The organism is Variovorax sp. W2I14, assembly GCF_050435205.1.
Lineage (GTDB): Bacteria > Pseudomonadota > Gammaproteobacteria > Burkholderiales > Burkholderiaceae_C > Variovorax > Variovorax paradoxus_C.
Genome location: NZ_JBNDJX010000001.1, coordinates 5,483,164 through 5,509,391 on the forward strand (window position 1 = coordinate 5,483,164; position 26,228 = coordinate 5,509,391).

At 68.4% G+C, this 26,228-nt stretch carries 18 protein-coding genes; 10 read left to right on the forward strand and 8 right to left on the reverse strand.

All coding sequences use genetic code 11. The annotated features are described in order from the left end of the window. Window positions 1-3: 3 nt before the first annotated feature. Both QF040_RS25625 and glnE read right to left on the reverse strand, forming a co-directional pair. Window positions 4-1,161 (reverse strand): septal ring lytic transglycosylase RlpA family protein, encoded by a 1,158-nt coding sequence (locus QF040_RS25625; RefSeq protein ID WP_429613353.1) that lies wholly within the window; start codon window positions 1,159-1,161, stop codon window positions 4-6. Next, window positions 1,154-3,958, reverse strand: coding sequence for a bifunctional [glutamate--ammonia ligase]-adenylyl-L-tyrosine phosphorylase/[glutamate--ammonia-ligase] adenylyltransferase (gene glnE / locus QF040_RS25630; protein ID WP_429613354.1), 2,805 nt, complete (start codon window positions 3,956-3,958; stop codon window positions 1,154-1,156). Before glnE ends, QF040_RS25625 begins: the two co-directional genes overlap by 8 nt. A 25-nt stretch (window positions 3,959-3,983) precedes the next feature. Between glnE and QF040_RS25635 the strand changes: the two genes are divergently transcribed. The 4 genes from QF040_RS25635 to QF040_RS25650 are packed head-to-tail and all read left to right on the forward strand — an operon-like array spanning window position 3,984 to window position 11,704. Continuing rightward, window positions 3,984-8,165, forward strand: coding sequence for a YhdP family protein (locus QF040_RS25635; protein ID WP_429613355.1), 4,182 nt, complete (start codon window positions 3,984-3,986; stop codon window positions 8,163-8,165). Continuing rightward, a complete protein-coding gene (locus QF040_RS25640; protein WP_429613356.1) occupies window positions 8,162-8,977 on the forward strand; it encodes a carbon-nitrogen hydrolase family protein in 816 nt (271 codons plus the stop codon). Before QF040_RS25635 ends, QF040_RS25640 begins: the two co-directional genes overlap by 4 nt. 5 nt (window positions 8,978-8,982) lie before the next feature. Continuing rightward, window positions 8,983-11,040, forward strand: coding sequence for a two-component system sensor histidine kinase NtrB (locus QF040_RS25645; RefSeq protein WP_429613357.1), 2,058 nt, complete (start codon window positions 8,983-8,985; stop codon window positions 11,038-11,040). A 37-nt stretch (window positions 11,041-11,077) separates the two neighbouring features. Continuing rightward, the gene (locus QF040_RS25650) at window positions 11,078-11,704 is read left to right on the forward strand and encodes a response regulator transcription factor (protein WP_307600640.1); all 627 of its coding nucleotides are present in this window, start codon (window positions 11,078-11,080) and stop codon (window positions 11,702-11,704) included. Between the two features lie 4 nt (window positions 11,705-11,708). Here QF040_RS25650 and QF040_RS25655 read toward each other — a convergent pair whose 3' ends face one another. The 3 genes from QF040_RS25655 to QF040_RS25665 form a co-directional block, all read right to left on the reverse strand. Beyond that, on the reverse strand, window positions 11,709-12,275 hold the full coding sequence (locus QF040_RS25655) for an OmpA family protein (RefSeq protein ID WP_429613358.1): 567 nt from the start codon (window positions 12,273-12,275) through the stop codon (window positions 11,709-11,711). Window positions 12,276-12,359: 84 nt separating this feature from the next. Continuing rightward, window positions 12,360-13,019 carry an OmpA family protein gene (locus QF040_RS25660; protein ID WP_042577385.1) on the reverse strand — a complete coding sequence of 220 codons (660 nt, stop codon included), beginning with the start codon at window positions 13,017-13,019 and terminating at the stop codon, window positions 12,360-12,362. A 197-nt stretch (window positions 13,020-13,216) separates the two neighbouring features. Further along, a complete protein-coding gene (locus tag QF040_RS25665) occupies window positions 13,217-13,378 on the reverse strand; it encodes a hypothetical protein (RefSeq protein WP_429613359.1) in 162 nt (53 codons plus the stop codon). Here QF040_RS25665 and mltA point away from each other — a divergent pair. The 3 genes from mltA to QF040_RS25680 all read left to right on the forward strand — a co-directional run bounded on the left by mltA (window position 13,377) and on the right by QF040_RS25680 (window position 19,228). Further along, window positions 13,377-14,525 (forward strand): murein transglycosylase A, encoded by a 1,149-nt coding sequence (mltA, locus tag QF040_RS25670; RefSeq protein WP_429613360.1) that lies wholly within the window; start codon window positions 13,377-13,379, stop codon window positions 14,523-14,525. The genes QF040_RS25665 and mltA overlap by 2 nt on opposite strands. A 241-nt stretch (window positions 14,526-14,766) precedes the next feature. Beyond that, window positions 14,767-16,986, forward strand: coding sequence for a PhoX family protein (locus tag QF040_RS25675; RefSeq protein ID WP_429613361.1), 2,220 nt, complete (start codon window positions 14,767-14,769; stop codon window positions 16,984-16,986). Window positions 16,987-17,215: 229 nt separating this feature from the next. Beyond that, the gene (locus QF040_RS25680) at window positions 17,216-19,228 is read left to right on the forward strand and encodes a PhoX family protein (RefSeq protein WP_429613362.1); all 2,013 of its coding nucleotides are present in this window, start codon (window positions 17,216-17,218) and stop codon (window positions 19,226-19,228) included. A 26-nt stretch (window positions 19,229-19,254) separates the two neighbouring features. Here QF040_RS25680 and QF040_RS25685 read toward each other — a convergent pair whose 3' ends face one another. Next, window positions 19,255-19,728, reverse strand: coding sequence for an Lrp/AsnC family transcriptional regulator (locus tag QF040_RS25685; protein ID WP_013544210.1), 474 nt, complete (start codon window positions 19,726-19,728; stop codon window positions 19,255-19,257). Window positions 19,729-19,833: 105 nt separating this feature from the next. On the opposite strand from QF040_RS25685, the gene mdeB reads away from it, so the two are divergent. Further along, window positions 19,834-22,497 (forward strand): alpha-ketoglutarate dehydrogenase, encoded by a 2,664-nt coding sequence (mdeB, locus tag QF040_RS25690; RefSeq protein WP_429613363.1) that lies wholly within the window; start codon window positions 19,834-19,836, stop codon window positions 22,495-22,497. A gap of 28 nt (window positions 22,498-22,525) precedes the next feature. Here the strand turns inward: mdeB and QF040_RS25695 are convergent, their stop codons facing one another. Together QF040_RS25695 and QF040_RS25700 are read right to left on the reverse strand one after the other, a co-directional pair. Then, window positions 22,526-23,149, reverse strand: coding sequence for a TetR/AcrR family transcriptional regulator (locus tag QF040_RS25695; RefSeq protein WP_429613364.1), 624 nt, complete (start codon window positions 23,147-23,149; stop codon window positions 22,526-22,528). Between the two features lie 64 nt (window positions 23,150-23,213). Beyond that, a complete protein-coding gene (locus tag QF040_RS25700; RefSeq protein WP_429613365.1) occupies window positions 23,214-23,675 on the reverse strand; it encodes a hypothetical protein in 462 nt (153 codons plus the stop codon). A 284-nt stretch (window positions 23,676-23,959) separates the two neighbouring features. Here QF040_RS25700 and QF040_RS25705 point away from each other — a divergent pair, with 284 nt between their 5' ends. Continuing rightward, on the forward strand, window positions 23,960-24,736 hold the full coding sequence (locus QF040_RS25705; RefSeq protein ID WP_429613366.1) for a FadR/GntR family transcriptional regulator: 777 nt from the start codon (window positions 23,960-23,962) through the stop codon (window positions 24,734-24,736). A 149-nt stretch (window positions 24,737-24,885) separates the two neighbouring features. Then, on the forward strand, window positions 24,886-26,217 hold the full coding sequence (locus tag QF040_RS25710) for an MFS transporter (protein ID WP_429613367.1): 1,332 nt from the start codon (window positions 24,886-24,888) through the stop codon (window positions 26,215-26,217). Window positions 26,218-26,228: the final 11 nt, after the last annotated feature.

Sequence of the window (26,228 nt, forward strand, 5' to 3'; positions counted from 1 at the left end):
ATTTCAGCGGCGCTCGACCACCATCGGCGCAATCCGCAGGCTCTCGCGCAACTGCGTGACGGCTTCGCCGGCCGCGTTGCGCGAGGCGAACGGCCCGGCCTGCAGGCGATGCGTGCCGGCCTCGCTGAACACGCGCAGTTGCGGCGCCAGCGAAGGCAATCCGCGCGCGGCCTGGCTCAGCAGGGTTTCCGCACCGTCGCGTTCGCGGAAGGCACCGAGCTGCACCCAGAAACCCGTCGCCGAGGCTGCAGACGGCGCGGCTGCTGAAGCTGCCGACGGCGTCCTTGCAGGTACGTCGAGCGGTGCCATCGGCGCAAGGTCGGTGACCACGATCGGCTGCCGCGGTGGCGGTGGCACATCTGCTTCGACGGCCTGCGGCGCTGCTTGCGCCACGGGCTGCTGTTGTTCCACAGGTGCCATGGCCGTCACCGGTGTTTGCGGTGCGACAGGCATCGTGGCAGCCGCCGGCCCATTCATCATCGCCACCGGCGCCACCCAGGCCGATGGCACAGGCACCGACGCAGCCGTTGCGCGCGGGGCCGGCGAAGCTGCCGCATACGCGGTCCCCGAATCGCGCCGCCATGCGCCCGTGCGGATGTCCTCGTTCGTGATCCGCTCGATCTCCACCGGCGCGACGCCGCGCAAGAGGTCGAGCTTGAGCGCGGCCGTGTAGCTCAGGTCGATGACGCGTCCGTCGACAAACGGCCCGCGGTCGTTCACCCGCACGATCACCTCGCGCCCGTTGGCCGGGTTGCGCACCCGCACATAGCTGGGCAGCGGCAATGTCTTGTGCGCGGCCGTCATCGCGTACATGTCGTAGGGCTCGCCGCTGGAGGTCGATGCGGCGTGGAACTTGCGGCCGTACCAGGAAGCCAGCCCCGACTCCCGGAACGGCCGGTCCTCGGTGATCGGCTGGTAGCCGCGGCCCAGCACCGTGTAGGGCTTGCTGGTGCCGCCGCTGCTGCGGATGGGTTCGATGCGGGGCTCGGCGTCGGGCACGCGGTCCAGGTCCGAGGGGATGTTCGTGCCCGGGCCGTCGCGGCCGCTGGCTACGCCGCCACTGCTGCGCGGACCGCTCGCGCAACCGGCGAGGAAGACGGCGACGGCAACCGCGCACGCAGCCAGCGCGGTGGTCGTGCGGTCACGGGCTCCGTCAGCCAAATACCGCCTTCCAGAGCGCCAGCATGGCGTCGCGCTCGGCGGCCAATGCAGGCGGAGTGACCTGTGTCGGCTCTTCGTTCAGGCGCGCGCGATGCTGCACGCGGCGCAGCTCGCGATACGCCCGTGCCGCACTGCGCCCGATGCCTTCGGGCAGCAGCCCCGCCAGTTCGGCGCGCAGCAGCAGCGCGATGTTGCCCACGTTCGGAATCAGCTCGGGGTGTTCGCCCGACGACGACAGCACCAGGAACTGCACCGCGAACTCGGCATCGACCATGCCGCCGGGGCTGTGCTTCACATCGAAGCGGCCGGCCTTCACCGGCCGTGCGCCGCGCAGCTTGTCGCGCATCGCGATGATCTCGGCCTTGAGCGCCTCGCGGTCGCGCGGCGACACCAGCACGGCCTCACGCACCTGGTCGAAACGCGCGCCCAGTTCGGCACCGTGGTCCGCGCTGCCGAGCACGAAGCGCGCGCGCGTCATGGCCTGGTGCTCCCAGGTCCATGCGGTGTTGCTGCCGCGTCGGAGCTGGTACTTCTCGTAGGCCTCGAAACTGGTGGTGAGCAGGCCCGAGTTGCCGTTGGGCCGCAGCGCCGTGTCGATCTCGAAGAGGTCGCCCTCGCGCGTCTTCACCGTGAGCCAGTTGATCAGCTTGCGCACATAGGCCGCATAGACCTCGCCGGCGCGCTCGTCGTCATCGTCGTAGACGAACACGATGTCCAGGTCGCTGCCGTAGCCCAGTTCCTTGCCGCCCAGCTTGCCGTAGCCAATGATGGCGAACTGCGGCACTTCGCGGTGGCGGTTGCGCACATGCGGCCAGCACCAGCGGGCGGTCACGCGCAGCGTGGTGTCGGCCAGCGCGCTCAGGTCGTCGGCCACCTGCTCGACGGTGATGCGACCGTCGACGTCGCGCGCCAGGGTGCGAAACACCTCGGCGTGATGGGCATGGCGCAGCAGGTTCAAGAGGCGCTCTTCGTCGGCTTCGCCGGTGCGGGTGAGCGACGCGTGGCGCGCTTCGAGTTCGCGCTCGAACTCATCGGCCACGAAGCGGCCCGACAGCATCTCGTCGCTCGCGAGCTCGTCGATCACGCCGGGGTGCTGCATCAGGTAGCGCGCGGGCCATTTCGCGGCGCCCAACAGGCGCAGCAGGCGCTCCTGCACGGCGGGCCGTTCGACCAGCAATGCGAGGTAGCTTTCGCGGCGCATCAGCGGTTCGATCCAGTCGGCCCAGCGCATCGCCGCATCGACGTGGCGCGGCGTCTGGCCCGGGCCGTCGCCATCGGGCTCCTTGAGCCACTGGCCGGTGCGCTGCACCAGCTGGCGCAGCCGCCCTCGGGTTTCTTCGCGCAGGGCGAGCACGCGCGGCGTTTCGCACCAGTCGCGGATGCGCTCGGCAAAAACGGGCGGCAGGTCATCGAGCAGGTCGACCAGATCGGCGGGGGCCGAGGCCTTCTTGCCGTTGCACTTGCCGCTGCAGGGCTTTTCGCCGCCGAGCAGCTTGTCGAACTCCTGCGCGACGAACTCGCGGTGGGTGTCGAGCTGCGCGAGGAAGGGGCAGCAGTCGGCGTAGCCCATCGATTGCGCGATCCAGCGCAGGTCGTCGTCGGCCACCGGCAGCACATGGGTCTGCTGGTCGTCCAGGTACTGGATGCGGTGCTCAACGCGGCGCAGGAACTCGTAGGCGAGGGCCAGCGCATCGGCGGTTTCCTGCGGCATCAGGTTGGCGCGTGCGAGGCGCTGCAGCGCGTCGAGCGTGGGCCGCGTGCGCAGTTCGGGGAACTGCCCGCCGCGCACCACCTGCAGGAGCTGCACGGTGAATTCGATCTCGCGGATGCCGCCGCGCGAGAGCTTGACGTCGTTCGCACGCTCGGGCCGGCCGGCGCTGCGCCGTGCCGACTGCTCGCGGATCTGCCGGTGCAGCGTGCGCAGCGAATCGAACACGCTGTAGTCGAGATAGCGGCGGAACACGAAGGGCAGCACCGCACCGCGCAGGCCCTGCGCATTGCCATCGAGCACCACGTGGCGCGGCGCCACCACGCGGCTCTTCAGCCACGCGAAACGCTCCCACTCGCGGCCCTGCACCTGGAAATACTCTTCGAGCGCATCGAGCGAGACCACGCTCGGCCCCGAGTTGCCATTGGGGCGCAGCGCCAGGTCGACGCGGAACACGAAGCCGTGCTCGGTGGTATCGCCAACGAGCGCATAGATGCGCTTCACGGCGCGCGAGAAGTACTCCTGGTTGGCGAGGCGCCCGCGCCCGTCGGCATCGCCTTTCGTCTCGCCGTCGAGGTCGTACAGGTAGATGAGGTCGATGTCGCTCGACACGTTGAGCTCGCGCGCGCCGAGCTTGCCCATGCCGATCACCCAGAGCTGCGCGCGCTGGCCCTCGGGGCCGAGCGGCGCGCCGTGCACCGCGTCGAGTTCGCGGCAGGCATCGGCGCAAGCGATATCGAGCGCGAATTCGGCGAGCTCGGTGACCGCGGTGGTCACCACCGCAAGAAGCGCCTGCTGGTCGCAATCGAGCGTGACCAGCCGCTCCATCACGAGCTGCCTGACAATGCGCAAGGCATCGCCCACCGCATCACCGCGCTGGCGCAATGCCTCGAAGGCCACGGCCATCGATTCGCGCCGCGGCTCGCCCGGGGGAAGCAATGCAAGCTCGGCCGCATACCTGCGACGCAGGCGCTGTACGAAACGGGAGTAGGAAGAGAGCGCGACCTCTGCGGTCTGCGTCGAAGTGGCTGGCAACTGGTTCACACTGCTATCGGTTTCCGTGGAACCCCTCTGAATGCTGGCGGTCATAATTCCCGACACAGCGCGATCCTCAATGAACGACACGGCGTCTTCCCCTTCACGTCTGCTCAAGATCACCGCTGCGACGGCGCGCTGGCTGTTGGGTTTGCTGATCGCTGCATGGCTTCTGCTGGCGCTGTCAGTCGTTGTCCTACACGCGTGGATTGTGCCGCGAATCGGTGATTTCCGCGGCGCTCTGGAGGCACAGGCTAGCAAGGCCATCGGCGTGCCGGTTCGCATCGGGTCTATCACCGCCCGCCCCGAGGGGCTTTTCCCCGCCTTCGAACTGCGCGACGTGGTGCTGCAGGATGCCGATCAGCGCGAGGCGCTTCGCCTCGTGCGCGTGGTGGCCAGCGTGTCGCCGCGATCGATCTGGCGCTTCAGTTTCGAGCAGCTCTACATCGAGGGTCCGCAGCTCGACGTGCGCCGCGACGCTCAGGGAAAACTCCATGTGGCTGGATTGCACATGGACACCGATACGACCGGAGAGACCCGCGCCGCCGACTGGTTTTTCGCGCAGCGCGAGCTGGTCATCGAAGGCGGCACCGTGCGCTGGACCGACGAGCAGCGCCGGGCCGAGCCGCTCCTTTTGACCGACGTGCGCTTCGTGGCGCGCAACGGCGGCCGCCGCCACGGCCTCCGGCTCGATGCCACGCCGCCCGCCGGCTGGGGCCGGCGCTTCACGCTGCGCGGGCAATTCCGCCAGCCGTTGCTGTCGGTGCGCACCGGCCACTGGCAGACGTGGGACGGCCAGATCTACGCCGACCTGCCCTACATCGATGTCACGCGCCTCGGCCAATACGTCTCGCTCGATGCGCGCATCCGCGAAGGCAACGGTGCGGTGCGCCTCTGGGCCGACGTGCAAGACGGCCTGCTCTTGGGCGGCGCGGCCGACCTGGGGCTCGACCGCGTCGATGCCTCGCTGGGCAAGGGCCTGCAGCCGCTGGTGCTGCGCTCGGTCACCGGCCGCCTCGCGGGGCAGCTGAACGACGACACCCTCGAGTTCTCGACCACCGCGCTGCAGTTCGACACCTCGGACGGCATGCGCTGGCCCGGCGGCAACCTCTGGCTGCAGCACACGCCGGCCAAAGGCCGAACGCCCGAGAAGGGCGCGCTGCGCGCCGACCGGCTCGACCTGGCCGCGCTCGCGCTCATCGCCGACCGGCTGCCTCTGGGCGATGCCACGCACCGCGTGCTCGACAGCTACGCGCCGCGCGGGCTGGTCGAGCACATCGACCTGAGCTGGCAGGGCTCGCTGGGCGCGCCCGACAAGTACCAGGCGCGCGGCCGCGTGAGCGGCCTGCGCGTGGCCTCGCAGCCGGCGCCGGCAACGCCGGCTCCACCTGCGACGCCTGCCACGGCCACGGCCACGGCCACGCCTCCTCGCGCGCATCCCGGCACGCCCGGCCTGAGCGGCGCCACCGTCGACTTCGACGCCACGCAGGCCGGCGGCACGGCCACGCTGGCCATCGCGCAAGGCACGCTCGAATTCCCGGGCGTGTTCGAAGAGCCCGTGATCCCGATCGACCGGCTCTCCACGCAGCTTCAGTGGAAGCTGGACAACGGCAACGCGCAGTTGCAGGTTTCCAAGCTGCGCTTCGCCAATACCGACGCCGAGGGCGATGCCGAGGCGAGCTGGCGCACCAGCGACCCGGCCGTCTCCAGCGGCAAGGGCCGTTTCCCGGGCGTGCTCGAGCTGCAGGGCAAGCTCACCCGCGCCGACGGCACGCGCGTGTTCCGCTACCTGCCGCTCGACATTCCCCAGCACACCCGCGACTACGTGCGCGACGCCGTCACCAAGGGCACCGCGAGCACCGTCGATTTCCGTGTGCGCGGCGATCTGCACGACATGCCGTTCAAGGATCCGAAGCTCGGCGACTTCCGCATCGCGGCCAAGGTGGCGGATGTCGACTACGCCTATGTGCCTCCCTCGCTCGCAGCCGCGTCGCCGCGCAGCGCAGCGCCCGCGCCGGTGTGGCCGGCGCTGACCGGCCTCTCGGGCGAACTGGTGTTCGAGCGCGACAGCATGCTGGTGCGCAATGCGCGCGGCCGCCTGGTCGGCGCCACCGGTGTCGAGGTGACCAAGGGCGAGGCGCAGATTCCCGAGTTGTCGCACCACGCGCAGGTGCTGCGCGTCGATGTGCAGGCCAAGGGCCCGCTCGGCGAGGTGCTGCGCGTGGGCGCGCCGCTGGCCGGCGAGACGGGCGAGATCATGCGCACCGCGCGCGCCACCGGCTCGGCCGACTACAAGCTGCACCTGGAGCTGCCGCTCGCGGCGATGGACAACGCCAAGGTACAGGCCAGCGTCGCACTGGCCGACAACGAGCTGCAGGTCGTGCCCGAGGCGCCCTCGCTCACGCACAGCAAAGGCACGCTGAACTTCACCGAGACCGGGTTCTCGCTGGCCGGCGTGCAGGCGAAGCTGCTCGGCGGCGACATCCGCCTCGAAGGCAAGGGCCGCTTCACCGGCCCCAACCGCGAGGTCGCGCTGAAGGCGCAGGGCACCGCCACCGCCGAGGGCCTGCGCAGCGCGCGCGAGGTCGACTGGCTTGCGCGCCTGGCCGAGAAGGCCACCGGCAGCACGCCGTACGCGGCCACGTTCTCGGTGCGCGACGGTGCCTCCGAGCTCTCGCTCACGAGCAGCCTGCAAGGCCTTGCGCTGCAACTGCCGGCGCCGCTGGTGAAGACGGCCGAGGAGCAGATGCCGCTGCGCATCGAGAAGAAGGTGCTGGCGCGCGAGACCCGCGACAGCCGCCAGGGCGGCACCACTGTCGCCACGCAGGACCAGCTCTCGCTGGAACTGGGCCGCGTCGGCGCGGTGCAGTTCGTGCGCGACATCTCGGGTGCCGAGGCGCGCGTGCTGCGCGGCAGCATCGGCGTCGGACTCTCGGCGGGCGAGACCGCGAGCCTGCCCGACAAGGGCGTGTTCGCGAACGTCAACGTGGACAAGCTCGACATCGCCGCATGGGATGCCCTCCTGGGCGCCGCCGCGAGCAGCAGCACCCCGAGCGAAGCGCCTGGCGCCGGCGAGGACGCCGCGCAGGCCTACATGCCCACGCGCATCGCGGTGCGCGCGCAGCAGCTGGGCGTTGCCGGGCGCACGCTGCACAACGTGGTGCTGGGCGGCACGCGCGAAGGGGCGCTCTGGCGCGCCAACATCGACGCCACCGAACTGAGCGGCTACGCGGAGTACCGCCACACGCAGGCCGGCCGGCTCTACGCGCGGCTCGCGCGCCTGAAGATCGCGCCGTCCGAGGCGACCCAGGTCGAGGCACTGCTCGACGAGCAGCCCGGCACGCTGCCCGCGCTGGACATCGTGATCGACGACTTCGAACTGCTCGGCAAGCGCCTGGGCCGCGCCGAGATCGATGCGGTCAACCGGGGCGGCGCGGGCCGCGAGTGGTTGCTGAACAAGCTGACCTTCACCATGCCCGAAGCGAGCTTCGCGGCCAAGGGCACCTGGGCCGCCATTCCCGGCGCCGCCGCCGGCCAGCGCCGCACCGCCATGACCTTCAAGCTGGACATCGCCGATGCCGGCGACCTGCTCGCGCGCTTCGGCATGCCCGGCGTGCTGCGGCGCGGCAAGGGGCGGATGGAAGGCGACGTCAACTGGCGCGGCTCGCCGTTCTCGCTCGACTATCCGAGCCTGGGCGGCAACCTGCAGGTCGATGTGGAATCGGGCCAGTTCCTCAAGGCCGATCCGGGGCTGGCCAAGCTGCTCGGCGTGCTGAGCCTGCAGGCACTGCCGCGCCGCCTCACGCTGGACTTCCGCGACGTGTTCAGCGAGGGCTTCGCCTTCGACTTCATCCGCGGCGACGCCAAGATCAACAAAGGCATCGCGAGCACCAACAACCTGCAGATGAAGGGCGTCAACGCCGCGGCGCTGATGGACGGCTCGGCCGACATCGTGCGCGAGACGCAGAACCTGCGCGTGGTGGTGGTGCCCGAGATCAACGCCGGCACCGCCGCGCTGGTGGCCACCGCCATCAACCCGGCCATCGGCCTCGGCACCTTCCTGGCGCAGTGGGTGCTGAGCAAGCCGCTCGCCGCCGCCGCCACGCAGGAGTTCCACATCGAGGGCACCTGGGCCGACCCCAAAATAGCCAAGGTGCCGCGCTCGCTGCAAATGCCGAGCCTCCCGGGCTTGCCGGGATCGCCGGGCCGGACCGGTTCCGCGGCCGCGGAAGAAGGCAAGAAAACGGAGACCACGCAATGAAAGTCGCAGCCATCCAGATGGTGTCGGCCATCGCCCGCGAAGCCAACCTCGCGCGCGCCCACGACCTGCTCGCCGAGGCCGCCGCGGCGGGCGCCGAGCTCGCGGTGCTGCCCGAGTATTTCTGCATGATGGGCGCGCGCGACACCGACAAGCTGGGCCTGCGCGAGACAGCCGGCGCGGGCACGGTGCAGGGCTTCCTGGCCGATGCGGCGCGCGAGTTCGGCCTTTGGATCGTGGGCGGCACGCTGCCCATCGAGAGCACCGATGCCGAGCACGTCTTCAACAGCTCGCTGGCCTTCTCGCCCGACGGCCAGTGCGTGGCCCGCTACGACAAGATCCATCTCTTCTTCTTCGACAACGGCACCGAGCGCTACGACGAGCGCCGTGTCATCGCGCCAGGCGCCAAGCCTGTTGTGTTCGACCTGCCTTCGCGCGACGGCCACAACTGGCGCATCGGCATGAGCGTCTGCTATGACCTGCGCTTTCCCGAGCTGTACCGTGCACTCGCCAAGCAGGGCGCCGACCTGCTGCTGGTGCCCAGCGCCTTCACCCGCACGACGGGCGCAGCCCACTGGGAAGTGCTGCTGCGCGCCCGCGCCATCGAGAACCTCGCATGGGTGGTGGCGCCCGCGCAGGGCGGCACGCACGAGAACGGCCGCCAGACCTGGGGCCAGTCGCTGGTCATCGATCCCTGGGGCACGGTGGTGGCGCAGCAGGCGAGCGACGAAGGCGTGGTGCTGTTCGACATCGACGCGAAGCAGATCGAGCGCACGCGCGCGCAGCTGCCCGTGTTGTCGCACTGCGTGCTTTAGCCGCGATGTCCTCCGATGCGCTGCTGACCGTCGCACCGCCGCGGTGGGCGCGATCCGCCTATGTGCGGATGCGCTCGCTGTGGCAGCGCTGGTTCTTGTGGCTGCTGCTTGCGGTGCTGGTGTCGGTGCTGCTGGTCACGGTGGTGTGGCTGGCAGGTCGGCACGAGGTCGAGCAGGTGCAGGCGCAACTCGACCGCGACACCGCCGACGCCGTCTCCGATCTGCGCAGCGGCTTCCAGCGCAATGCGCAGAGCCTGCGCGCCACGCAGACGCCGGGCACGGACCGCGCGAAATGGAACGACGCCGCGGCCGCCCTGCTGCGCGAGCACCGCGAGTGGCTCCGGCTCGAATGGCGCGATGCCGCGCTGCGGCCGGTCGAGGCCATCAACACGCCCTACCGCATGCGCCTTCTCGACGAGGCGAGCCGCGGCCCCGAGCAGTCCGACGTGATGCTGGCCTGCGCGGCCGCCCGCAAGCTCGGCGCGGGCGCGTACTCGCCGAGCCACTACGTGCCGATTGCCGGCGGCGGTGGTGTCGAGGTGATGGAGTTCTGCGTGCCGATCGACGCCGGCGGCTTCCTCGTGGCGAGCTATTCGCTGCGCGATGCGCTCATCGAACTCGTCGGCCCCACGCTCACGCGCGGGCAGGAAGTGGCGTTCACCGAGACCGACGGCACGCGGCTGGTGGCGCTGGGCAGTTCGCGCCGCGTCGGCACGCGCGTCTTCACCTCGCAGCAGCTGATCGACCTGCCGGGCGCCGCGCTGATGTTGCGTGTGGACGGCTGGCGCGCCGCGCCCGACCTGTTCCCGAACATGCTCACGGCGCTGGTCACCGCGATCTCGATCGCGCTGGTGTCGGTGCTGGTGCTGCTCGCGCGCGACACGCGGATGCGCCTGCGCGCCGAGCGCGACCTGGCCGATGCGCTCGCATTCCGCAAGGCGATGGAAGATTCGGTCATCACCGGCCTGCGCGCACGCGACCTGCAGGGGCGCATCACCTACGTGAACCCGGCTTTCTGCGAGATGGTCGGCTTCACCCCCGAGGAGCTCATGGCCGACAGCGCCGATGCACCCGAAGCGCCCTATTGGCCCACCGAGCTGGCGCACGAATACCAGCAGCGCCAGGCGCGGCGGCTGGCCGGCGGTATGCCGCCGCGCGAGGGGTTCGAATCGGTCTTCATGCGCAAGGACGGTACGCGTTTTCCGGTGCTGATCTTCGAGGCGCCGCTGATCAACGCGCACCGCGTGCAGACCGGCTGGATGAGCGCGTTCATCGACGTGAGCGAGCAGCGCCGCATCGAGGAGCTTTCGCGCGCGAGCCAGGAGCGCCTGCAGGCCAGCGCGCGGCTCGCGACGGTTGGCGAGATGGCGTCGCTCCTCAGTCACGAACTCACGCAGCCGTTGGCCGCGATTGCGAGTTATGCCAGCGGCTCGCTCAACCTGCTCGGGCCGAACGCCAAGGGCGACCAGGGCGAAGTCGCGATGGCGGTCAAGCGCATCGCCGAGCAGGCCGACCGCGCGGGCCAGGTGATCCGCAGCGTGCACGACTTCGTGCGCCGGCGCGACCGCACGCGCGAGGCTGTCGCGCCGCAGGCACTCATCGACGCGGTGCTGCCGCTCGTGCGGCTGCAGGCGCGCAAGCTCGGCGTGATCATCGAGGTGGTGCTCGAAGACCGGCTGCCGGCGGCCATGTGCGACCGCACGCTGGTCGAGCAGGTGCTGCTGAACCTCGCGCGCAATGCGATGCAGGCGATGGACAGCCCCGACAACGTCGGCAGCCGCGTGCTGCGGCTGCGCGTGGCGCGCGCCGTGGCGGTGGGCGGAAGCACCGCCCCCGACGACGCCCGCCGCTGGCTCGAGTTCTCGGTGGCTGATCTCGGCTGCGGCATCAGCGACGACGTGGCCGAGCGGCTCTTCACGCCCTTCTTCACCACCCGCGCCGACGGCATGGGCCTCGGGCTGAGCCTGTGCCGCACGGTGGTGGAGCAGCACGGCGGCGCGCTCATGCACGAGCCCAACCGGCCGCGCGGCACCATCTTCCGATTCACCTTGCCGAGCACATGACGCGCTCCCGGCCTTCGTTCTTCCTGGAATTGTTGATATGCAACCGCTGATCGATGGACTCATCTATATCGTCGACGACGACGCCAGCGTGCGCGAGGCGCTCGCCTGGCTGCTGCGCTCGCGCCGCCTGGCGAGCGAGCATTTCGGCAGCGCCGAGGCCTTCGAGCAATTGCTGGCGGAAGGCCCGCTGCCCGATCAGCCGCGCTGCCTGCTGCTCGATGTGCGCATGCCCGGCACCAGCGGGCTCGTGCTGTTCGACCGCTTGGCCGAACGCGGCCTGCTGGATGCGATGCCGGTGATCTTTCTCACCGGCCATGCGGACGTGCCGACGGCCGTGGATGCCGTCAAGCGCGGAGCCTTCGATTTCTGCGAGAAGCCGTTCTCGGACAACGCGCTGGTCGACCGCATCGAGCAGGCGCTCGGTGCGTCGCTGCGCGCGCTCGAGGTGCAGCGCGTGCGCCGCAGCCTCGCCGGGCGCATCGCCGAGCTGACGGACCGCGAGCGCGACGTGATGCGGCTCGTGGTCGAGGGACTGCCGAACAAGCTGATCGCCGATCAGCTGGCCATCAGCGTGCGCACGGTGGAGGTCCACCGGGCGCGCGTGTTCGAGAAGATGGAAGTGAAGTCGGCCGTCGAATTGGCGAACCGACTTCGGGATCTTTAAGAGATCAGGCCTTTTCCGCGACGAAGATCTCGACGCGGCGGTTCTGGGCACGGCCTGCGGCGGTGCCGTTGTCGGCCAGCGGTTCGCGCGAGCCGCGGCCGTCGGTCGTGATGGCGGTCGTCGACACGCCGCGGCCCACCAGGTGGTTGCGCACGCTGTCGGCGCGGCTCACCGAGAGGCGCTCGTTGCCTTCCTCGCTGCCCGTCGCATCGGTGTGGCCGACCACGCGCACGCTGGCGGCGGTGGCGGTCTTCAGGCCTTCGGCGACCTTGTCGAGCACCTGCGCGAGGTTGCGCTTGACGTTGGCGCGGCCCGTGTCGAACGACAGCTCATTCGGAATGACCACGTGCAGCTGGTTGTCGGCGGTCTGCTCGATCACCACGCCCGTGCCCTTGGTCGAGGTTTCCAGGTCGGACTTCAGTGCGGCCAGGCGCGCTGTCCAGCTGTTGGCGGGCGCTGCCGGCTGTGCGGCCGGCGCGGGTGCCGGCGGCGGTGCGGACTGCGAAGCGCAACCTGCAATGAACATCAACGCAGCCGCTGCTGCTGCACCCGAGACTAGAAGCTTCCTCATGAGTTTTCCCTCTTATGGACCAATAAAAACGATGGCGGGAACCGGCCGTTCGATGCGGCCGGTTTCCCGGTGGGTGATGGCTGCTTAGCCGCGCGGGCCGCGCTCACCCACGTAGATTTCGACCCGGCGATTCTGCGCGCGGCCGGCGTCGGAGTTGTTGTCGGCCACCGGTTCGTGCGAGCCGCGGCCCTCGATGCGGAAGGCCGCCGCGTTCACGCCGCGTGCGACCAGGTAGTCGCGCGTGCTGGTGGCACGGTCGACCGACAGCGGGTTGTTGATGGCGTCCGAGCCGGTGCTGTCGGTGTGGCCGATGATGCGCACCTCGGCATTCGGGTTGTTGCGCAGGCCGCTGGCGAACTGGTCGAGCACCGGTGCGAAGTTGGGCTTGATGTTGGCGCGGCCCACGTCGAACGACACGTCGCTCGGAATGGCCAGCTTCAGCTCGTTGTTCTGCGTCTGGGTCACGGCGACGCCGGTGCCCTGCGTGGCGGCTTCCATCTGGCGCTTCTGGTTTTCCATGCGCTGCGACCACAGGTAGCCGCCGAGCGCGCCGGCTGCCGCGCCGACCACCGCGCCCGTGCCGATGGCACCGCGGTTGCCGCCGGTGGCCGAGCCGATGGCGGCGCCGCCCAGTGCGCCGATGCCGGCACCGATGCCGGTGTTGCGTTGGGTGTCTGTCATGCCGCCGGCGCAGCCGGACAAGACGATGGCGGTGGCACAGGTGGCGAGTACGAACTTTTTCATGGCGATCCCTTTCGATGTTGAATCAAGCGGGGCACAGCTTAGCGCTGGGGAGGGTAGCGATGGTACGGGTTCAAGGCCCTACGGAAAATAAGAAAACCTTCGCCATTGCGCGTGCATGCTGCGATGATTGCTACTAAAGTAATAGCGACCAGGCGCTTCTCCGACATGGGTGCGCGGCGGCGGGCTACACGAGCAATTCACGGTTTCGGCGGCGAGCGTCCATCGTCGGGCGCGCGGTCGGCTTCGGCCTCCGTGTCGTCATGCAATTCACCCTTGCTGCGGCCGGAAAACATGGTCCACCAGATGATCAAGATGAACACGAGTCCCGCGGCGAGGGCTTCAAGCAGAATCAAACCCATGAGAAATGGACTCCAGTGGCTGGTCGGGCTTGCGATCGTAGCAACGCTCGCCGGCTGTTCCGTCGGCCCCCGCGTGCCCGACGCCCCCACCCGGCCTTCCGCCACCCCGCCGCGCGAGCTCGGTCCGCTGACCGGATCGCTCGCGCACCCCAAGAGCCGCTGGGTGCCCGTCGGCTGGGCGGAGCTGCCGGGCTTCAGCGAAGACCCGCTGCACGAAGCCTGGATCGCGCTGCTCGCCAACTGCGTGCGCCCCAACGCCGCCTTCGCGCCGCTGTGCCGCGATGTGCGCCAGCTGGCCATCGCGACCCCCGAGGAGCAGCGCCAGTGGATGACCGACCGGCTGCAGCCCTACCGCGTCGAATCGCTCGCGGGCCAGAGCGAAGGCAAGCTCACCAGCTACTACGAGCCGGTGTACGAAGCCTCGCGCGTGCCGAGCGCCGCCTTCAACGTGCCGCTCTACCAGGCGCCCGATGGCCTGGTGCCCAAGCGGCCCTGGTACACGCGCCAGGAAATCGAGACCCTGCCCGAAGCCCAGGCCGCGCTGCGCGGCCGCGAGATCGCGTGGATGGCCGATCCCATCGATGCGCTGATGCTGCACATCCAGGGTTCGGGGCGCCTGCGCATCACCGAGGCCAACGGCTACCAGCACACCGTGCGCGTGGCCTTCTCGGCCACCAACGAGCAGCCCTATCGCAGCGTGCAGCAGTGGCTGATGAGCCAGGGCGTGAGCAAGGTCGGCAAGTGGCCCGACGACACCAAGGCCTGGGCCGTGCAGAACCCGCAGCGCGTGCCGCAGCTTTTGTGGAGCAATCCGCGCTACGTGTTCTTCCGTGAGGAAACCATGAGCGAGGTCGATGCCGCCTTCGGCCCGCGCGGCGCGCAGGGCGTGCCGCTCACCGCGGGCCGCTCGATCGCGGTCGACCGCGAGAGCATTCCCTACGGCACGCCGGTGTGGCTCGTCTCGAGCGGGCCGGCGGCGCAACTGCAGAAGCTGGTGGTGGCGCAGGACACCGGCAGCGCGATCCTCGGCGCGGTGCGCGCCGATTACTTCGCGGGCACCGGCCCCGATGCGGGCCGGCTGGCCGCGAGCGTGAACCAGCCGCTGCGCCTGTGGGCCCTGTGGCCAAGGCAACTCCCCGCGCCCTGAACTCAAAGGGAGGGGCCCCCAAAGGGCGCGTCCTTCCCTTTCCAGAAACACCGAGGAATCGGCTTTGCCGGGCCTCAGGTGTTGCCCCCGGTAGGGGGTAGGAGAAGCGACACGAAGTGCGCGGAGCCTGGGGGCGAGCCAGATTCAACCTGACGGGGACCTGATCAATTCACGGGAGTGTCATACGAAGTGCCTAGCTTCGCGGGTTGTCTTCTTCTTCAACCCACGAAAGAAATTGCGCATGACCGCAAACACCCGTTCCGACGAATCCGGGATCGATCTCGACGATATCGGCACCAACCCCACCGCCAACCCCTCGTTCACCGACCTGATCGCGTCGCGCCTGAGCCGCCGCCATCTGTTCGGCCTGGGCGTCGGCACTGCAGGCACCGCACTGCTGCAAGCTTGCGGCGGTGGTGGCGGTGGCGGCACTTCGTTCCCGATCCTGCCCCCGGCACCCGCGCCCGCACCGCCGGCACCGACACCCGCACCGCCCGCGCAGCAGGCACCGCTCAAGCTCAATTTCAATGCCGTGGCCAAGAGCCTGGACGACGTGGTGACCGTTCCCGCCGGCTACACCGCCAGCGTGCTCTACCGCCTCGGCGACCCGATCGCCGCCGGCGTGCCCGCCTATGCCAACGACGGCACCGACGCTCCGGCCACCTACGACCGCCGCGCCGGCGACCACCACGACGGCATGACCTTCTTCGGCATCAACGCGTCGAACAAGTGGGACCCGGCCGGCGCATCGCGCGGCCTGCTCGTGATGAACCACGAAGCCATCACGCCGCTGTTCCTGCACCCCGCCGGCCAAACGGTAGTGGGCGGCGTGCGCACCGTCGCCGACGAAGTGCTGCGCGAGTTCTACCTGCACGGCGTGAGCGTGATCGAGGTCAACAAGGTCGGCAACACCTGGACCTACAAGCAGGACTCGAGCCTCAACCGCCGCGTCCACACGCTGACCGAGATGACCTTCTCGGGCCCGGCCGCCAAGACCGACTACCTGAAGACCAAGTACTCGACCGACGGCAGCAAGACCCGCGGCACGCTCAACAACTGCGCCAACGGCACCACGCCTTGGGGCACCTACCTGACCTGCGAGGAGAACTGGGCCGGCTACTTCCGCCGCATCAAGGCGAACGACGATCCGAAGCGCAGCGCCAAGGAAATCGCGAGCTTCAATCGCTACGGCGTGGCGAGCAACGGCCGCGAACTCTGGGCGACCGTCACGCCCGACACCGCCGACAACCTCTACGGCCGCTGGAACACCGAAGTCATCGGCGCCACCGCCACCGACGACTTCCGCAACGGCCACAACACCTACGGCTGGGTCGTCGAGATCGACCCCTTCACGCCCGCCAGCACGCCCAAGAAGCGCACCGCGCTCGGCCGCTTCGGCCATGAAGGCGCCTGCCTCGGCCCGGTCGTGGTCGGCAAGCCGCTGGTCTGGTACATGGGCGACGACTCGCAGAACGAGTACCTCTACAAGTTCGTCTCGACCAAGGCGTGGGATGCGGCCGACATCGGCGGCGGCATCGCGGCCGGCGACAAGTACATGGACGACGGCAAGCTCTACGTCGCCAGGTTCAACGCCGACGGCACGGGCAACTGGCTCGAGTTGAAGCTGGGCGTGAACAACATCACTTCGGGCTACGCCAAATACGCATTCGCCGACGCGGCGGACGTGGTGATCAACGCGCGCCACGCCGCCGACGCGGCCGGCGCCACGAAGATGGACCGCCCGGAATGGACGGCCGTGAATCCGAAGAACGGCGAGGTGTACCTCACCCTCACCAACAACTCGGCGCGCCCGGTCGGCGGCACCGACGCGGCCAACCCGCGTTCGTACAACGATCCCAGGAACGGCATCGCGCAGAAGGGCAACCCGAACGGCCACATCGTTCGCTTCGCCGACGCTGGCGGCAACCCTGCGGCCGTGACCTTCACCTGGGACTGCTACCTCTTCGGCGCACGCTCCAGCGCGTCGGCCGACGTGAACCTGTCGGCCCTGGGCGCGGACAACGACTTCTCCAGCCCCGACGGCATGTGGTTCAGCGAGGCCGCCCCCGGCCTGCTGTGGCTGGAAACCGACGACGGCAAGTACACCGACGTGACCAACTGCATGCTGCTCGCGGCACTGCCGGGCAAGGTCGGCGACGGCGCTGCGAAGACCATCACCAACGTGGACGGCGGCACCACCGCGACGCAGGCGACCTTCGTCGGCAAGGCGCCTGGCACTGACGGCCTGCGCCGCTTCCTGGTCGGCCCGAAGGACTGCGAGATCACCGGCATCGCTGAATCAGGCGACGGTCGCGCACTGTTCGTGAACATCCAGCATCCGGGTGAAGGCACGAGCGACATCAAGGCGCCGATCAGCCACTGGCCGGACGGCGGCACGTCCCGTCCGCGCTCGGCGACGGTGGTGATCACGAAGAACGACGGCGGCCTGATCGGCGTCTGAAGTTAGCCAGGCACCGTGGACCGGCCTCGCCGGTCCACGCGTGCGGCTCCCGAATGTGGACGACGACACGCGGCTGTCGTCGTGTTCGCGTGCGTGCGGCGTCATCGTTTTGTCATGAGCGATGCACGCCGTCGTCACAGTGGATAACTAAGGTTCACGCCTGACCGGCAGCGAGAGAGGCTGCACGGTCATCCACCCGCAACACCCACGATAACTCGGGAGAATTTCCATGTCCGATTCCAAGGCGCAGTCCGGCGCCTCGCGCCGTCACGCCCTCAAATTGCTCGGTGCCGCACCGATGCTGCCGCTCGGCGGCCTTGCCTTCCTCACTGCCTGCGGCGGCGGTGGTGGCGGCGGCACCAGCTTCCCGTTCATTCCCCCAGCGCCCGCTCCTTCGCCGGCACCGGCACCGGCTCCCGCCGCCAACTTCGTCTCGGCCGAGTTCGGCAGCATGGCCGCGCCGTCGCTCGCGGATGCGGCCGCCATGGCCACCACCACGGTCGGCTCCACGCTCAAGGTGTCGTTCGACAACGGCAGCTCCACCGAATACAAGCTGGCCTACCAGCCGTTCTTCCTGACCGGCGACATGGTGTCCGACGGCAAGGGCGGCAAGGTGCTCGCCGGTGGCTACGTCGACATCAACAACAAGCCGATCATCGATGCCTCGGTGGCCGGCAAGGAGCGCCAGTTCTTCTCGGACGCACCGGACGGCAGCTCGCTGTTGACCGTGCCCAATGCCAGCGTGCCCGGCGTCAAGGGCAAGCCGGTGTTCGCGGTGGTCCAGTTCGAATACACGACGAAAAACCAGGCTGGTGCCAGCACCTACGGCCAACTGCCCTCGCCGATCGCCGTGCTCACGCTCGACCAGGACCAGGCCACCGGCAAGCTGAGCCTGGTGAAGTACCACAACGTGGACATGTCCAGCGCCCACGGCCTGTGGATCACCTGCGGCGCGAGCCTCTCGCCCTGGGGCACGCACCTCTCGAGCGAAGAGTACGAACCTGACGCCTTCACCGCCTCGGGCAATGCGCAGTTCAAGGCCTACAGCAAGAACGTGTTCGGCAGCGAGACCACGGCCAAGGCCTACCACTACGGCCACCTGCCCGAAGTCACCGTGAACCCCGACGGCACCGGCAGCGTGAAGAAACACTATTGCCTCGGCCGCATCTCGCACGAGCTGATCCAGGTGATGCCCGACAACCGCACCGCGCTCATGGGCGACGACTACACCAACGGCGGCCTCTTCATGTTCGTGGCCGACAAGGAGAAGGACCTCTCCGCCGGCACGCTGTACGTCGCCAAGGTGGGCGCCGGCTTCTCGATCGACCCGGCCGCCGCCGGCGCCGACCTGACCTGGATCAAGCTGGGCCACGCCACCAGCGCCGAGATCGAGGCGCTGGCCAACACCGTTGCGCCGACCGACATCATGGATGTGAAGTTCGCCGACCCGGCCGACGCGAGCTACACGAAGATCTTTGCCGACGGCGTCGCGCAATGGGTGAAGCTCGTGCCCGGCATGGAAAAGGCCGCCGCATTCCTCGAGACGCACCGCTACGCCAACCTCGTGGGCGCCAGCATGGCCTTCACCAAGATGGAAGGCACCACCGTCAACGCGAAGGACAAGATCGCGTATTCCGCGCTGGCCAACATCCAGTCGTCGATGGTCAAGGACAACGCCGCGTGGCGCGCAGATCTGAACGTCACGGTCGCCAAGGCCCTCGTTGCCGGCGGCGTGATGGCCCACAACCTGACCGGTGGGCAGAAGGACACCGGCGGCACCGCGATCAACAGCGAATGGGTGCCCGTGAAGACCAAGGCCTTGATCGTTGGCGAGGATCTCGACACCCCCGACAACCTTGGCAACAACGCCCACGCAGACAAGATCGCCAGCCCCGACAACATCAAGTTCTCGGAGAAGATGCGCACCCTCTTCATCGGCGAAGACAGCGGCAACCACGTCAACAACTTCCTGTGGGCCTACAACGTCGACACGAAGAAGCTGTCGCGCATCCTGTCGACCCCGACCGGCGCCGAATGCACGGGTCTTCACGCGGTGGATGAGATCAATGGCTGGACCTACATCATGAGCAACTTCCAGCACCCGGGCGAGTTCATCAAGACCGCTGCCGCCGATGTGAAGAGCACGCTCGGCCCGCTGGTCAAGGCTAACTACAACCAAGGCTTCAGCGCCGTCGTCGGCTACCTCACGGCCGACCCGATCCAGCCGAAGCTCGCGAAGTAAGCCAGCTTTTCAAAGCCGGATTCGATTCAGGACGGCGCTGCCGGCAACGGCAGCGCCGTCTTGTATCTGACCTGCTTCAACGCAAAGCTCGAGCGGATCTTCTCGATCCCCGGAATCGGCGTGAGCTGTTCCATGATGAACCGCTCCAGCGCCGCCATGTCGGCCACGGCGATGCGGATCAGGTAGTCGCTGTCGCCGGTCATGAGATAGCACTCCATCACCTCGTCGTGCTCGGCGATGCGCTGCTCGAAGTCGGCGAGCGACTGCTTGCTCTGCGTCGTGAGGCTGATCGAGATGAACACATTGAGCCCGAGGCCCAGCGCCTTCGCGCTTGCGAGCGCCACGTAGCGATCGATCACGCCATTGGCTTCGAGCATCTTCACGCGCGCGAGGCAGGGCGATGGCGAGAGGTGCACGCGGCGCGCGAGCTCCACGTTCGACAGCGCGCCGTCGCGTTGCAGCTCGTCGAGAATGCGCAGGTCGATGGCGTCCAGTTGCATGAAATGCTTCGAAATGAAGAAGTGGCGGCATTTTATGCCGCGATGAGAGCGTGGAATTGCCCGCGCCAGTAGCTAATTTTCCGCACACCGGCTTAAAGTGCCGTCGTGAACGCCCCGATTTCAGCCGACCAGATGCGCGCCCTGTTGCTCGACAGCCCGATGTCGAACGACCCCGATCCCGCGGAGACCGCCGAATGGCGCGACGCCTTCCTGGCGCTCGCGCAAACGCAGGGGCCGCAGCGCGCGCGCCAGATGCTGGTCGAGCTGGCCCGCCTCGCGCGGCAGCAGCGCATCGGCTGGCAGCCCGAGCTCGCGACGCCGTACGTCAACACCATCGCCGCCGAAGACCAGCCGCCGTTCCCCGGCGACCTCGCGGTGGAAGAGCGCCTGGCTTCGCTGATGCGCTGGAACGCGCTTGCGATGGTGGCCAAGGCCAACCAGGCGTATGGCGAACTCGGCGGGCACATCGCGAGCTACGCGAGCGCGGCCGACCTGTTCGAGACCGGCTTCAACCACTTCTTCCATGCGCGCAGCGAGCAACATCGCGGCGACCTCGTGTTCTTCCAGCCGCACAGCGCGCCTGGCGTCTATGCGCGCGCGTTCCTCGAAGGCCGCCTGAGCGAAGAAGACCTCGCGCACTACCGCCAGGAACTCACCGCGCCAGCCTTCACCGAAGGCAGCGGCGCGCGCGGCCTCAGCAGCTATCCGCATCCGTACCTGATGCCGGACTTCTGGCAGTTCCCCACCGGCTCGATGGGCATCGGTCCGATCAGCTCGATCTATCACGCGCGCTTCATGCGCTACCTCACGCACCGCAACCTGCTCAATTGCGAAGGCCGCAAGGTCTGGGGCGTGTTCGGCGACGGCGAGATGGACGAGCCCGAATCGATGAGCGCGCTGACGCTCGCCGCGCGCGAAAAACTCGACAACCTCGTGTGGGTCGTCAACTGCAACCTGCAGCGCCTCGATGGCCCGGTGCGCGGCAACGGCCGCATCATCGACGAGCTCGAAAAGCTCTTTGCCGGGGCAGGATGGAACGTCGTCAAGCTCGTGTGGGGCAGCGACTGGGACGGACTCTTCGCGCAGGACGTGAGTGGCGCGCTCGCGCGCGTGTTCGCCAACACCGTCGACGGCCAGATGCAGACCTTCGCCGCGAAGGACGGCCGCTTCAACCGCGACAACTTCTTCGGCCAGAACCCCGAACTCGCGCGGCTGGCCGAAGGCATGACCGACGAGCAGATCGATCGCCTCAAGCGCGGCGGCCACGACCTCGTGAAGATCCATGCCGCGTATGCCGCGGCGGCCAAGCACAAGGGCCAGCCCACCGTGATCCTCGCCCACACCAAGAAGGGCTACGGCATGGGCAGCGCCGCGCAGGGCAAGATGACCACGCACTCGCACAAGAAGATGGGCGACGTGGACCTCATCGAATTCCGCGACCGCTTCAACCTGCCGCTCACCGATGCGCAGGTTACCGCGATGGACTTCTACCGCCCGGCCGAGGACAGCGCCGAGATGCGCTATCTGCGCCAGCACCGCGAAGCGCTCGGCGGCGCCATGCCGCGCCGCGAGACCGCCTGCGACGTGGTGCCCAAGCCCGACATCGCAAGCTACGCGCAGTTCGCAACCGCGGCGGCCGGCAAGGAGATGAGCACCACCATGGCGTTCGTGCGCATGCTGGGCAACCTCATGAAGGACAAGGCCCTTGGCCCGCGCATCGTGCCCATCGTGGCCGACGAGGCGCGCACCTTCGGCATGGCGAATCTCTTCAAGCAGGTGGGCATCTATTCGAGCGTGGGCCAGCGCTATGCGCCCGAAGACATCGGCTCGGTGCTGAGCTACCGCGAAGCGACCGACGGGCAGATCCTGGAAGAGGGCATCAGCGAGGCCGGCGCCATCGCGAGCTGGACGGCCGCGGCCACCAGCTACAGCGTGCACGGGCTGGCGATGCTGCCCTTCTACATCTACTACTCGATGTTCGGTTTCCAGCGCGTGGGCGATGCGATCTGGGCCGCGGCCGACCAGCGGGCGCGTGGCTTTTTGCTGGGTGCCACCTCGGGCCGCACCACGCTCGGCGGCGAAGGCCTGCAGCACCAGGACGGCAGCAGCCACCTCGTGGCCGCGACCATCCCCAACTGCAAGGCCTACGACCCGGCCTATGCGGGCGAGATGGCGGTGATCGTCGATGCGGGCATCCGCGAAATGATGGTCGAGCAGAAGGACGTCTTCTATTACGTCACGCTCATGAACGAGAACTACGCGCAGCCCGATGTGCCGCAAGGTGCGGAGGCGGACATCCTGCGCGGGTGCTATCGCTTCGGCACGTACGCGCCGGCCAAGGGCAAGGCGAAGCAGAAGGTCACGCTGATGGGTTCGGGCGCGATCCTCACCGAAGTCGTGAAGGCCGCGCAACTGCTGGCCGACGAAGGCATCGAGGCCGAGGTGTTCAGCGTCACGAGCTGGAGCGAGCTTGCGCGCGATGGCCTGGCGTGCGAGCAGCGCGCGATTGCAGGCGAAGAAGAGGCCGGCGAAGCGTTCATCGCCCAGCAACTCGGCAAGGGCAAAGGCCCGATCGTCGCCGCCTCCGACTACGTGCGCAGCGTGCCCGAGAGCGTGCGCGCCTTCCTGCCCGAAGGCCGCCGCTATCTCACGCTCGGCACCGACGGCTTCGGCCGCAGCGACACGCGCGCCGCGCTGCGCGCGTTCTTCGGCGTGGATGCGGCGAGCATCGCGCGGGCTGCACGCGTGGCGCTCGGCACGAGCCGGTGAGTGCCGCCCCCGCCCCCCCGTCGAACGCCTACTGCAGATAGCCGACCACCAGGCGCGTGGTCTCGTCGGTGAGCTTCTTCAGTGCCTTGTCCGACAGCATGTCGGTGCGGTGCAGCACCGCGGTGTGGGCCAGCGCCTCGATGGCCGTCACGCACATGAAGGCCGCCAGTTCGAGGTCGGTCACGCGAAGCTCCTCGCGATGGGCTTCGAGGTAGCCCGCGAAGAAGGCATGGGTTTCGCGGATGAGGCCCACCGCGTTCTCGAAGCGGCCCGTGTGCGGAATCTGCTCCGCGAGCACGCGGTGCAACCTCGGATCGAGGCGGTGCGCCTCGATGGCCACGGCCACGAGCCTGCGCACCGCCTTCGCCACCGGCTGCGAGGCGACCTCGGCCATGGCGCCCCGGACGATCTGCGCAATCTCCGCGTTGTGGCGTTCGATGACGGCTGCCACGAGCGCCTCCTTGCTGGGGAAGTATTGGTAAAGCGAGCCGACGCTGACGCCCGCCGCTTCGGCGATGCGGTTGGTGCTGGCCTTGTCGAAACCTTCCTTCACCAGGATGCGGGCTGTCGCTTCGACCAGCGCATCGACGGTCACTTTCGAGCGCTCCTGCGTGGCGTGCTTCCTGGGTCTTGTGATGGCCTTGCGTGTCATGTCGGCGTTCCTCGGGACGAAGGGAAATGCGAGTCGCCGCTCATGCGGGCGGCGAGTTCCGGGGTCAACCGCCGACCAGGAGCGCGAAGCTCGGCTTTGTCGTCATCAAGGCTGCGACCACACCGAAGAGGGCGATCACAGCCACGCGCGCAATGAGGGCGGACTTCTCGCCGGCAAACGCTTCGACCTGTACACCTGCAGCCTCGCCGCCGAGCGCCGATTCGATGCGGGTCTGCCACGGCGCGACGAATTTCTTCTGCACCACCATGGCCGCGGCGATGACGGCGAATGCCGCAAGCAGCCACGGTGTCCACAGTGGCCAGCCGCCGAGGAACACGAGGACGATGCCGGCGAGCACGCCCGCGTTGAGCAGCAAGTGCGCGGAGCGGCCGGCCAGCAACGCCATCCTCGCAGGCTGCCATTGGCCCCTGCGGGCCATGGCAAGGAACAGTTCGCCGGCCATGAACGACAGAAGTGCCGCCAGCGTCGCGCCGGTATGAATCATCAAGACGGTTGTGTAGAGCATCGGCGTATTCAGGCAGTGCCTGCCCCACGGAAATGACGGTGGCACTCCAGCAGTCGGTTGGATGGGGTTGTCATGCGGTCGATCTCCAGTTGCATCGTTGAATGGTTTCGCATGTGGAAAGAATACGAGCCGGCACTCGCATTCGTCTACTCGCATTCCTGGTGTACGCCGCACGCCCGGCAGGCCGGGCTTCACGGGTCGGGAGCTGCGTCGGGTGCTCGCATTTCTGGAGGACACGGCGCGAAGGCCTGCGTTAGAGTCGCAGGCCCCGACGCATCGCGCCCATGACCGCCCGCTTCCAATCCCTCGCCCCCGCCGTCCGCCTGGCCGACCAGGTGGCCGATGCGCTCGCGGCCGAGGTGCGCAGCGGGCGCTTGTCCGAAGGCGACCGGCTGCCGACCGAGGCGGTGCTTGCCGAGCAGTTCGGCGTGAGCCGCACCGTGGTGCGCGAAGCGGTCTCGCGGCTCAAGTCCCTGGGGCTCGTGGATTCGCGCCAGGGCAGCGGCGTGTATGTGCGCGCCGCAGGGGTCGAGCCGCTGCGTTTCGAAATGCCGCATGTCGCCTCGCGCGAAGCGGTGATCCAGATGGTCGAGCTGCGCCGCGCGCTCGAAGCGGAGGTGGCCGCGCTCGCCGCCGAGCGCCGCACGCCCGAAGACGTGCAGCGCATTCGCGAGGCGATCGACGCGCTGCATGCCGCGGTGGCGGCCGGCGGCAACGGCGCCGACGAAGACGTGCGCTTCCATCGCGCCATCGCCGAGGCCGCGCGCAATCCGTTCCTCATCGGCACGCTGCAGTACCTGCGGCAGTTCCTGCACGGCGCCACGCGCGTCACCCGCGCCAACGAGGCGCGCCGCGCGGACTTCGCGCGCGAGGTCGCAGAGGAGCATGCGCAGATCGTCGAAGCGATCGAGGCCGGCGATGCGCTCCGCGCCCGCGAGGCGGCCAAGTCCCATATGGACAACGCGATCCGCCGCATCGAGCAGGCCGATCCCGCCTTCTGGCAGCAGGAAGGCGCGCAGCTCGCGAAGCCGCTGGTCGAAGGCTGGCCCGCAGGCAAATAAGAAGGAAACGAGGTGTAGCTCGAGGGTTTACCCGAGTCGGTCAACTTGTCTTGAATTTGTATGATGACCTGACAAATCAAGAGGCGACCGCGCTTTCAGGGCGACGGGACGACCTCGCTTCCCTCATCCAAGCAAGCGGACTTCCCTTCATGACTTCAACCCTCCAGGCCGGCGCGCCCTCGGCCATGGCCGACCTGCCCGCCGACACCGCGCTCGAGAAGCGCGCGTATTCCAAGGTCTTCTGGCGCCTCGTTCCCTTCCTGATGCTCTGCTATGTGGTCGCGTACCTCGACCGCGTGAACGTCGGCTTCGCCAAGCTGCAGATGGGGCAGGACCTGGGCTTCAGCGAAACGGTGTTCGGCCTGGGCGCGGGCATCTTCTTCCTCGGCTACTTTCTCTTCGAGGTGCCGAGCAACCTGCTTCTGAACCGCGTGGGCGCGCGCATGTGGATCGCGCGGATCATGATCACCTGGGGCATCCTCTCGGCATGCTTCGTGTTCGTGGAAACGCCCACCAGTTTCTACATCCTGCGGTTCCTGCTCGGCGTGGCGGAGGCGGGTTTCTATCCCGGCGTGATCCTCTACCTGACCCAGTGGTATCCCTCGCACCGGCGCGCGCGGATCATCGCGGTCTTCATGTCGGCGATTCCGGTGGCGGGCATCTTCGGCAATCCGTTGTCGGGCTGGATCATGGATGCGTTTCACGGCGTGTCGTCGATGCACGGCTGGCAGTGGATGTTCATCATCGAAGCCATTCCCGCGGTGCTTGTCGGCGTGATGGTTCTCTTCTACCTGGACAACGGCATCCAGCAGGCGCGCTGGCTCTCGCCCGAGGAAAAGGCCTTGCTCCAGCGCGAGGTCGCGCGCGACCAGGCGCACGGCGCCAAGGGCCCGCACTCGGTGGCCGCGGTGTTCCGCGATGCGCGCGTGTGGTGGATGGCGCTCATCTACTTCGCGTTCGTCATGGGCCAGTACGCGCTGACCTTCTGGCTCCCCACGCTGGTCAAGGCCACGGGCGTGCAGGGCAACTTCAACATCGGCTTGCTGAGCGCGATTCCGTTCGTCTGCGCGATCATCGCGATGAACCTCTTCGGCCGCAGCGCCGACCGCCTGCAGGAGCGCCGCTGGCATCTGATCGTGCCCGCGATGATGGGCGCCATCGGCTTTACCGTCGCCGCCTCGTACACGCAGAACACGGCCGTGTCGCTCGCGTTTCTGTCGCTGGCGGCGGCCGGCGTACTGACCTGCGCGCCGCTCTTCTGGTCGCTGCCCACCGCGTTCCTCTCGGGCACCGCGGCGGCTGCAGGCATCGCGGCCATCAACTCGGTAGGGAACCTCGCGGGCTTCGTGAGCCCCTACCTCATCGGCTACCTGAAGGACCTCACGGGCAGCACGCAGATCGGCATGTACGTGCTGGCCGCGGCGCTGGTGCTCGGCGCCATCGGCGTATGGCTCACACCCAAGCAACTCGTCAACCGCTGAACGGAGCAACG